This is a genomic window from Dankookia rubra, from assembly GCF_004355005.1.
GTDB classification, from domain to species: Bacteria; Pseudomonadota; Alphaproteobacteria; order Acetobacterales; family Acetobacteraceae; genus Paracraurococcus; species Paracraurococcus ruber_A.
Window position 1 is genome coordinate 60,239 of the sequence record NZ_SMSJ01000030.1, and the last position, 8,742, is coordinate 68,980.

Here is an 8,742-nt window from a genome sequence, read left to right on the forward strand (position 1 = left end):
TCGAGGCCTGCGCCGGTTGGTATCGGTTCGATCGGCTTGGCAAGGTGCCGGAGCGCTGGAACGGACGTGCCCTCAGCCCAGCCAGTGTTCAGCGCAGCCCGATGACCGCGGCGGCGATGCCCAGTGCCGCCGCGGTCATCAGCACGACTGTCAGCCGCGGTCCGGTGCTCGCATTCGCCGGAGTGCCCGGATCGCCGGGTGGTGGCGTGGCCCTGCGCTCGGTCCTACGGGCGAGTTCGATCCTCTCGGGCGCCATCGGCGTGCCTGCCGCCGCCGCGCCGGTGCCGACATCGGCCATGCCGGGATCGAAGACCGCCACCTTGTCGCCGGTGTCTCAGCTGAGCGGCCGTCGAGCCCCGGCCGCTGTCCATGGCCGGCCCGGGGCACGTGTCGATCTCGGTCGGGTCGCCATGCCTCGGCGATTCGCTGCGCTCTGCCATCTGGCTGCATGTTCCTATGGGGAAGCGTTCAAGGCTGGCGGAGCCAAGGCCCGGCGCCTCCGCCGATGGCCGGCCTGGGCCATGTGGGTCGCAGCGGCTGCCATGCGGGGTGGCATCGTCAGCCGTGCGGCAGGCGCCGGCGTGCGGGAGGCGGAGCGGCGAGGCCACGCCAAGCCAGCGGCAGCAGCGCCCCGACTGCAAGCCCCGCTGCGCCCCGCAACCAGGTCGGGTCGAAGGCACCGACGCTGCTGCGCGACCGGGCATCGAAGCGGCCATGCACCCCCGGATCGCCCGGCACGGGTACCATGAGGTTGTCGAGCCGGTCCGACGGCTCGGGCTCGGCAGTCATCTGGCCGCTATAGCCCCGCCCAGCCAGCAACCTGTCGAGCAGGCCGGGTGCGATCATCGTTCCCAGGATCGCTTGCACCGAGGGGCCGCCGACCCAGAGCTCACGCGGGGCATGCAATGCGGCCTGCACGATCCGCTCCGCCACGGGTTCCGGCTGGTGGATAGGCGGCACGGGTTGCGCACGCCGCGGCATGTGGCTGCGCGCCCAGTTGAACTGCGGCGTGTTTACTGCCGGCAGTTGTACCATGGTCAGCCGGATAAGGCTGCCGTCGTGCCGCAGCTCGCATCTGAGCGAATCGGTGAAGCCGCGGATCGCGAATTTGGCCGCGCAATAAGCGGATTGCAGCGGGATCGCGCGATAGGCCAGGGCGGAACCCACCTGGACAATGGTGCCGGCATTGCGCGGCCGCATGTGCCGCAGTGCGGCCAGCGTGCCATGGACATAGCCGAGATAGGTCACTTCGGTAACGCGACGGAACTCGTCAGGCGTCGTTTCCTGCACCGGCGCGAAGACCGTGGCCATGGCGCAGTTGACCCAGGTTCCGATCCCGCCGAGCTCCGCCGCTGCACGGTCCGCCGCAGCGAAGACGGCCGCCGCATCGGCAGTGTCCGCCGGCAGTGCGAGCGCCTGCCGCGCGCCGGCCGCCTCGGCGTCACGCCGGGCCGCTTCCAGCCCTTCCGTGCCGCGGGCGATCAGCGCAACGCGTGCGCCCCGGCGCGCGAAGGCGAGGGCGGTCGCGCGTCCAACGCCGGCCGAGGCGCCCGTGATCACCACCGTTTCCTTGAATGCGCGTGTCCGGAACGCTCTTGCCACCTTGGCCTCCTGCGTTTGCAGGCAGGCGAACACGCCATGCCACATCCTGGTTCCAGCCTGCGCCGCTGCCTTGGCCGGAATCAAGGCGGCGTCTCTCACTCAGGGCTGCCGCTTGCGCAGCACCCTTCCCAAAGGATGTGTCGCCCCGCAAAGACGATCGTGGTGATCGGCGCCAGCGCTTCCTTCCACGAGTCGAGACGCATGCGCTGCATCACCACCGGCACATCCCACCGCAGGATGCTTCTGCAGTCCCTATTGCGCGACGTCGGTGCTGGGTCATTGAGGTCGTTGAGGCGGACATGAAGCGTGCGACACGCCGTCACCACCACCTTGTAGGGTCCGCCCGGATCGCGGTCGGAAAAGTACAGCGTGATGTCGACACCCGCGTCGCGGGCGCCAGAATTCAGGATGCGCGCGGACTCATGGCTCTCGAAGGCGCGCCTCTGGCTGGTGCTGGACCTGGGAATATCGCCATCCGTTATGGCCCAGACGGTATACGCGACGATGCGCGTCGCTCGGTTAACCTGTTTGCCTCGGCTGAGATGGGGCGGGCCTCCGGTTGTGCCGGGATACGACGGCACGGCCGGGTCCGCCGGTGCCCGCACCATCCGGATGCGGCCGGAGGTCTCGCAGCGGCTGCTGCGGCACGGAGAGAACCAACCGTCGCAACCGTGTTCCGGGCGCGTTGGATTCTTCCGGCGCTGCACATGGAGCCCAGGTCGGGCCAGCCTGCCGCATGGAGGGTCATGGCGGGTCAGCCGCTGCCGCACTGCAGCACCGTTCAGCACAGTCCGAGCGTGGGATGGGCACCGACCTGCGGCGTTGCGATGAAGCTCTGTCGCGGTAGGCGTGGCCGAGAAGCCCTTCTGGCGGCACCGCGACGATGGCCCTCCAGAATCTTACGGATGAGCAAGCTCGGCAACGACGGACGTGGCATCTCGTTCAGCACGAAAACCGAGACACCGCAGCCCGGCTCCCGCGGCTGCCGGTGCCTCCTCCCCATGTGGAGGGTCATATGCATGAGCAAGACAGTCGGGGATTTCTTCTGGCAGCGCCTGCACGACTGGGGCGTGCGCCGCGTGTTCGGCTACCCAGGCGACGGCATCAACGGCCTGCTTGGCGCGCTGAACCGCTTCGGTACAGACAAGATCGACTTCGTCCAGGTGCGGCACGAGGAGATGGCCGCCTTCATGGCCTCGGCCCATGCCAAGTTCACCGGTGAGCTCGGCGTCTGTCTGGCAACCTCCGGCCCCGGCGCCTCCCACCTCATCACCGGCCTCTACGACGCTCGGCTAGACCACCAGCCGGTGCTGGCGATCGCCGGGCAGCAGGCCCGCGCGGCCCTCGGCGGGCACTACCAGCAGGAGTTGGACCTGCTGAGCATGTTCAAGGACGTCGCTGGCGAGTTCGTCCAGCAGGCCTCGACGCCGCCGCAGGTGCGCCACCTGGTCGACCGCGCGGTGCGCATCGCCAAGGCCGAGCGCCGGGTCACTGCGCTGATCTTCCCCAACGACCTGCAGGACGAGGCCTACGAGGAGCCGCCCCGCAAGCATGGCACCGTGCATTCGGGCGTGGGCTACGCGGCGCCGAAAGTGGTTCCCTACGAGGCCGACCTGCGCCGAGCGGCCGAGGTGCTGAACGCCGGCAAGCGTGTCGCCATCCTGGTCGGCGCCGGCGCGCTGCACGCGACGGAGGAGGTGATCGCGACCGCCGACTGGATGCAGGCCGGCGTCGCCAAGGCGCTGCTCGGCAAGGCGGCGCTGCCCGACGACCTGCCCTGGGTCACCGGCTCGATCGGCCTGCTCGGCACCAGGCCTAGCTGGGACCTGATGATGAACTGCGACACGCTGCTGATGATCGGCTCCGGCTTTCCCTATTCGGAGTTCCTGCCGAAGGAGGGGCAGGCGCGCGGCGTGCAGATCGACATCGAGCCGGAAATGCTGAGCCTGCGCTACCCAATGGAGGTCAGCCTGGTCGGTGACAGCGCGGAGACGCTGCGGGCGCTGCTGCCGATGCTCCAGAAGAAGGCTGGCGGCAGCTGGCGCAAGGACATCGAGGATGGCGTGCGCGACTGGTGGAAGACACTCGAGGCCCGCGCCATGCACTCGGCCGACCCGGTCAACCCGCAGCGGGTGGTCTGGGAGCTCTCGCCGCGGGTGCCTGAGCGGGCGATCATCACCAGCGACAGCGGCTCCTGCGCCAATTGGTTCGCACGCGACCTCAGGATCCGCCGCGGCATGATGTGCTCGCTCTCCGGCGGCCTCGCCTCGATGGGGGCGGCGGTGCCTTATGCCATCGCCGCCAAGATCGCGCATCCGGACCGACCAGTCATTGCGCTGGTCGGCGACGGCGCCATGCAGATGAACAACATGGCCGAGCTGATCACGGTGGCGAAGTACTGGCAGGGCTGGGCGGACAAGCGCTGGGTCTGTTGCGTCTTCAACAACGAGGATCTCAATCAGGTCACCTGGGAGCAGCGGGTGCAGGAAGGCGACCCAAAATTCGAGGCGACGCAGCGCATCCCGAACGTGCCCTATCACCGTTTCGCCGAGCTGATAGGCCTGCGCGGCATCTATGTGGACAATCCCGACCGGCTCGGGCCGGCCTGGGAGGATGCGCTGAACGCCGACCGACCGGTGGTGCTTGAGGTGAAGACCGACCCGAACGTCCCGCCGCTGCCGCCACACATCACGCTAGAGCAGATGAAGAAGTTCACTTCTAATCTGCTCAGCCCCGATCCCGAGGAACGCAGCGTCCTGCTCGGGACGGCGAAGGAGGTATTGAGCAGCATCCTCCCGGGTGGGAAGCACTAGCCACGGTCGGCCGGTGGCCAATGCGCCCATGCAGGCGATTCGGACGCGCTTCTGCACGATCACGACCGAGCAGGGATCGAAGCATGGCTGACGATTGCTGGCCCGGCCCGCCACCTATGCGGGCCGCCGCGGTCGCGCTGTCCTTATCCCGCTCATCCGCTGAACGCGGCGGCGCGGGTCCTGGCAATGGGCTGCGAGGCGTTCGGCATCGCCTGGGCCGAGAGACCGATCGCCACCTTGTCCGCCCCGCCCCGTGCGGCGCCGCTCTGCGTCTATTGCCGCTTCTGCACCTCGGGTTGGTCGACGAATGCCAAGCAGAGCGTGCTGGTCACCTGGATCTCCCGCGCCGTTGCGGTTGGGGCGGATCCGCGACCGCGCCGTGGTGGGACGGCGAATTGCAGCGCTGGCCTCCGCCGGGCGAGCCCGCGCCATGCCCAGCTGAGCCTTTGCCATGAATAGGGCACGGCAGGCGCCAAGCACCCGATCCGCCCAGAACAAAGTCTTCCTTTTCGCTGTATCAGGCGAGGTGTCTGGCGGATGGGGTGGGATTCGAACCCACGGCAGGCTCACACCTGCGCCGGTTTTCAAGACCGGTGCCATAGACCGCTCGGCCACCCATCCCCGACCTGCGCCTGTTAGAGCAGATCGCCCCGGGGTGGAACCGCCCGAAGGCGTGAATCTGCCCGCTGGCGCCTCGGCTATTCCCCCGCCAGCCGCGCCGCCATCATCGGCGCGCCCAGCCGCATCAGCCCGTTCACGTCGGCCGCGCGTTCCAAGTTGATCACCGCATCGGCCAGCTGCACCGCGCGCTCGGCGCCCAGCACGGCGTCGGCCAAGCCGTGGAACTTGGCGCGCAGCTCGGCCTCGGTCAGAAAGTTCTCCGGCTCGCCCTTGGCCACCTTAACCAGCCGAACATGGTCCTGGCCGCGCGCGCGCACCGTCAGCTTGCCCGCCATATAGGTCGGGAACAGCGCCTGGACCTCCGGATCCTCCACGCAAGTCACCTTCGGCAGCAGGGCACGCACCCGGGGATCCTGCAGATGGGCATAGCTGTCCCAGCCCATATGGCCGAAAACCAAGCCGCAGCTGACCACGAAGGGCCCGCTGAACTGCCCGTCCACCACGTTCTGCGGGTTCTGCTTATAGGCCAGCGGGGCGCCGACCAGCAGCATGCCCTTGTTGGGCAGGCCCATGGTGACGCTCTCGATCTCCTCCGGCTCCAGGCCGAGCTCGGCGCGCAGCGCGATCGCCGCATCGACGCCGGCATGGCCGTAGCGGCAGGACGGGTACGGCTTCACCGCGGTCTGCATCAGCTCGAATTCAGTGCCGAGCCCCTGCAGGGCGCGTTCCGGGATCGGGTTCGGCGCATAGGCCCGCAGGAACCCGGCCTTTCCCTCGAAGGCCTCGGCCGCGCCGCGAAAGCCCTCCCGCGCCAGCGTGGCGGAGGCAAGGCCGTTCATCGCGCTCCAGCCGACCTGGAAGCGCTTGGTCCAGGCGCCATTAGCCAGGAACTGCAGGCTGCCGGCAGCGGTGGACAGCGCGATGCCGAAGGCATCCTGCATGCCCTTGGCATCCAGCCCGAAAACCCGCGCCGCCGCAGCGGCCGCGCCGAAGGCTCCGCAGGTCGCGGTCGGGTGGTAGCCGCGGTCGTAGTGGTCGCCGCCGGGGAGGGCGACCGCCAGCCGGCAGGTGACCTCGTAGCCGGCGACGATCGCCGAGAGCACGGTGCGGCCGCCGGCGCCGACCATCTCGGCCGCGGCCAGGGCGGCGGAAATCACCGGCGCGCCCGGGTGCAGCGTGCCGGCGGCATGGGTGTCGTCGAAGTCCAGGGAATGCGCCAGCGCGCCGTTCAGGAAGGTCGCGCCCGCCGGGGTGTAGCGCGCCGAGTCACCCAGCACCGCCGACCCGCCGGCGGCCAGGCCCAGTGCCCGGGCCGCGGCCAGCAGCGCCGGCGTGCTTTCCGCGTCGTGCCGGCCGCGGACGATGTTGCCGACCAGGTCGAGCACCAGGAAGCGGGTGCGCTCCTGCACCTCGGCCGGCAGGGTGGCGAAATCGAGGCTGGCGCAATAGGCGGCAAGCTCGGCGGTGACGGCGGCCATGGACGTGCTCCCAGGAGTTACCCCGATCCTAGGATGCGTCGGTCGTCCGGCCAAGAGATGAAGGCCTCGCCGGCCCGCCATTCACGTTGCGGTGGCGCGGCCCGCATGCCACTGCTCCGCCCCATGCTCGCACGGCGCACCATCCTCGGCGGAGTCGCGGCCCTTGCCGCCGCCCCCGCTTTCATCCCCCATGCCCAGGCCCAGGGCGGCTTCGACGCCTTTCTTGAGGGAGTCCGCGCTGAGGCGCGGCGCGGCGGCGTCTCCGCCGGCACGCTGCAGCGGGCCTTCACCGGCCTGCGGCCGAACCAGCGGGTCATCGAGCTGGACCGCCGTCAGGCCGAGGGCTTCCTGACCTGGGAGGAATACCGCGACCGGATCATGGTGAACCCGACCAGGGTGCAGAACGGCCAGCGGAACTACGCCGAGTACCGGTCCCTGCTGCAGGCGATCGAGGGCCGCTTTCGCGTCTCCCCCCGGGTGATCGTCGCCATCTGGGGCGTCGAGACCAACTTCGGCGGCAATACCGGCGGCTTCGGCGTGATGGAGGCGTTGGCGACGCTGGCCTGGGAAGGCCGCCGCGCCGAGTTCTTCCGCAAGGAATTGCTGGCGGCGCTGCGGGTGCTGGACGGTGGCCATGTCAGCCCGGCGCGGATGACCGGCAGCTGGGCCGGGGCGATGGGCCAGCCGCAGTTCATGCCGACGAACTTCGAACGCATGGCGGTTGATTTCGACGGCGACGGGCGGCGCGACATCTGGGACAGCCGGGCCGATGCGCTCGCCTCCATCGCCCACTACTTCCAGAAATCCGGCTGGCGGGAGGGCGAGCCTTGGGGCCGGGCTGTGCGGCCGCCGGCCGGCTTCAACATCGACGCGGCGGATACCGGCGGCAAGCGCTCCCTGCGCGACTGGAACCGGCTCGGCTTCCGGGCGGAGGATGGCGGACCGTTGCCGGCTTCGGAGCTCGAGGCGGCATTGGTGCTGCCCAACCGCGGCTCCGGCCAGGTCTTCCTCGGCCACCACAACCTGCGGGTCATCCGTCGCTACAACAGCCCGGTGAATTACGGCCTGGCCGTCGGCCTGCTCTCCGACCGCTTCGGATGAGCCGATCTGGCCGGGCGGCGCTGGCCTTGGCGCTGGTCCTCGCGGCCTGCACCCAGGCGCCGGGGCCGCAGCCGGATGCCCGCTACATGCTGGGCGAGCCCTATAGCCTTGGCGGGCTGTGGTCCTATCCGAAGGAGGAATTCGGTCGCATCGAGACCGGCCTCGCTGCCGTGCTGCCCGACGCCCGCGCCGGCCGCCGCACCGCGAACGGCGAGATCTTCGACCCCGGCCGGCTGATGGCTGCCCATCGTACCCTGCAGTTGCCGGCCATCGTCACCGTCCGGAACCTTGAGACCGGGCTCGAACTCAAGATCCGGGTCAACGACCGCGGCCCGACGCAGCCCGGCCGGGTGATCGGCCTAACGGCCCGCGCCGCCCGGCTGCTCGGCATCCCGGTCGGCGGCACCGCTCAGGTGCGGGTCAGCGTGGAGGACGGACCGAGCCGGGCCCTGGCCCGCACCCTGCCGACCACGGAGCGCGGCGGCGCGCAGGTCGAGGCGGCGCCGACCGCGGCGGTCGAGCGCGAGACCCTGGCCCCGCTGCCCGGTGCGCAACAGGCGACGCGGCTGCGCGAGGCGCCGCGCGGCCGGCAAGTGGCGATGGTGGCCGATGCCGCCGCCGAGCTGCCGCCCGACCCACTGCCCGAGGCGCTGGTGCGGGGCCCCGCCATGCCCGGCCGGTTTTATGTGGAGGCCGGGACCTTCTTCCGCCGTGACCTGGCGCAACGCCAGGCGCAGCGGATCGGCGCCCGGGTCGAGCCCTTTGGCGAGGGCAGCATGCCGCAGTACAGGGTCCGGCTCGGCCCCTATGCCGATGCCGCATCCGCCGACGGGGCAGTGGCCGCAGTGCTGGCGGCCGGCCTGCCTGAGGTTAAGCTGCTGGTCGAATGACCCGGTGCAAGTGATTGGGCACAACTGCTTGAAGTCGGCCACCGGAACCGCGTATGCCCAGGCGAGAAGCCCGCCGGAGTCCAGCCCGCCATGTCGTCCCGCGCCGAACCCAAGGGCGCCTCCCGTCGCGCCGTCCTGCTCCCCGCCGTGGCGACGCTCGCCGCCGGCACCCTGCCGCCGCCGGCGCTGGCACAGCAGCGCCAGCCGCCGGCCGGCCGCGGCGCCGGCCGCACGCCG

The 8,742-nt window shown here is 70.2% G+C and carries 7 protein-coding genes and 1 tRNA gene; 3 read left to right on the forward strand and 5 right to left on the reverse strand.

Annotated elements, in window-relative coordinates:
* Positions 1 to 88 precede the first annotated feature (88 nt).
* The 3 genes from E2C06_RS19900 to E2C06_RS19910 form a co-directional block, all read right to left on the reverse strand.
* Positions 89 to 319 (reverse strand): hypothetical protein, encoded by a 231-nt coding sequence (locus E2C06_RS19900; RefSeq protein ID WP_133290364.1) that lies wholly within the window; start codon positions 317 to 319, stop codon positions 89 to 91.
* 239 nt (positions 320 to 558) lie between these two features.
* Entirely contained in the window at positions 559 to 1,560 is a 1,002-nt protein-coding gene (locus tag E2C06_RS19905) for an SDR family oxidoreductase (RefSeq protein WP_241671375.1), read from the reverse strand.
* 137 nt (positions 1,561 to 1,697) lie between these two features.
* Positions 1,698 to 2,183, reverse strand: coding sequence for a sensory rhodopsin transducer (locus E2C06_RS19910; RefSeq protein WP_206664605.1), 486 nt, complete (start codon positions 2,181 to 2,183; stop codon positions 1,698 to 1,700).
* A gap of 438 nt (positions 2,184 to 2,621) precedes the next feature.
* Here E2C06_RS19910 and E2C06_RS19915 point away from each other — a divergent pair, with 438 nt between their 5' ends.
* Positions 2,622 to 4,415 carry a thiamine pyrophosphate-requiring protein gene (locus E2C06_RS19915; protein ID WP_133290367.1) on the forward strand — a complete coding sequence of 598 codons (1,794 nt, stop codon included), beginning with the start codon at positions 2,622 to 2,624 and terminating at the stop codon, positions 4,413 to 4,415.
* A gap of 531 nt (positions 4,416 to 4,946) precedes the next feature.
* On the opposite strand, the gene E2C06_RS19920 is transcribed toward E2C06_RS19915, so the two are convergent.
* Both E2C06_RS19920 and E2C06_RS19925 read right to left on the reverse strand, forming a co-directional pair.
* A tRNA-Ser gene (locus E2C06_RS19920) sits at positions 4,947 to 5,036 on the reverse strand.
* 77 nt (positions 5,037 to 5,113) lie between these two features.
* A complete protein-coding gene (locus E2C06_RS19925) occupies positions 5,114 to 6,514 on the reverse strand; it encodes an MmgE/PrpD family protein (protein WP_133290368.1) in 1,401 nt (466 codons plus the stop codon).
* Between the two features lie 105 nt (positions 6,515 to 6,619).
* On the opposite strand from E2C06_RS19925, the gene E2C06_RS19930 reads away from it, so the two are divergent.
* Together E2C06_RS19930 and E2C06_RS19935 are read left to right on the forward strand one after the other, a co-directional pair.
* Complete coding sequence (locus E2C06_RS19930) at positions 6,620 to 7,615, forward strand: lytic murein transglycosylase (RefSeq protein ID WP_241671376.1); 996 nt, start codon at positions 6,620 to 6,622, stop codon at positions 7,613 to 7,615.
* On the forward strand, positions 7,612 to 8,505 hold the full coding sequence (locus E2C06_RS19935; protein ID WP_133290369.1) for a septal ring lytic transglycosylase RlpA family protein: 894 nt from the start codon (positions 7,612 to 7,614) through the stop codon (positions 8,503 to 8,505). The genes E2C06_RS19930 and E2C06_RS19935 overlap by 4 nt, the downstream gene beginning before the upstream one ends.
* Positions 8,506 to 8,742: the final 237 nt, after the last annotated feature.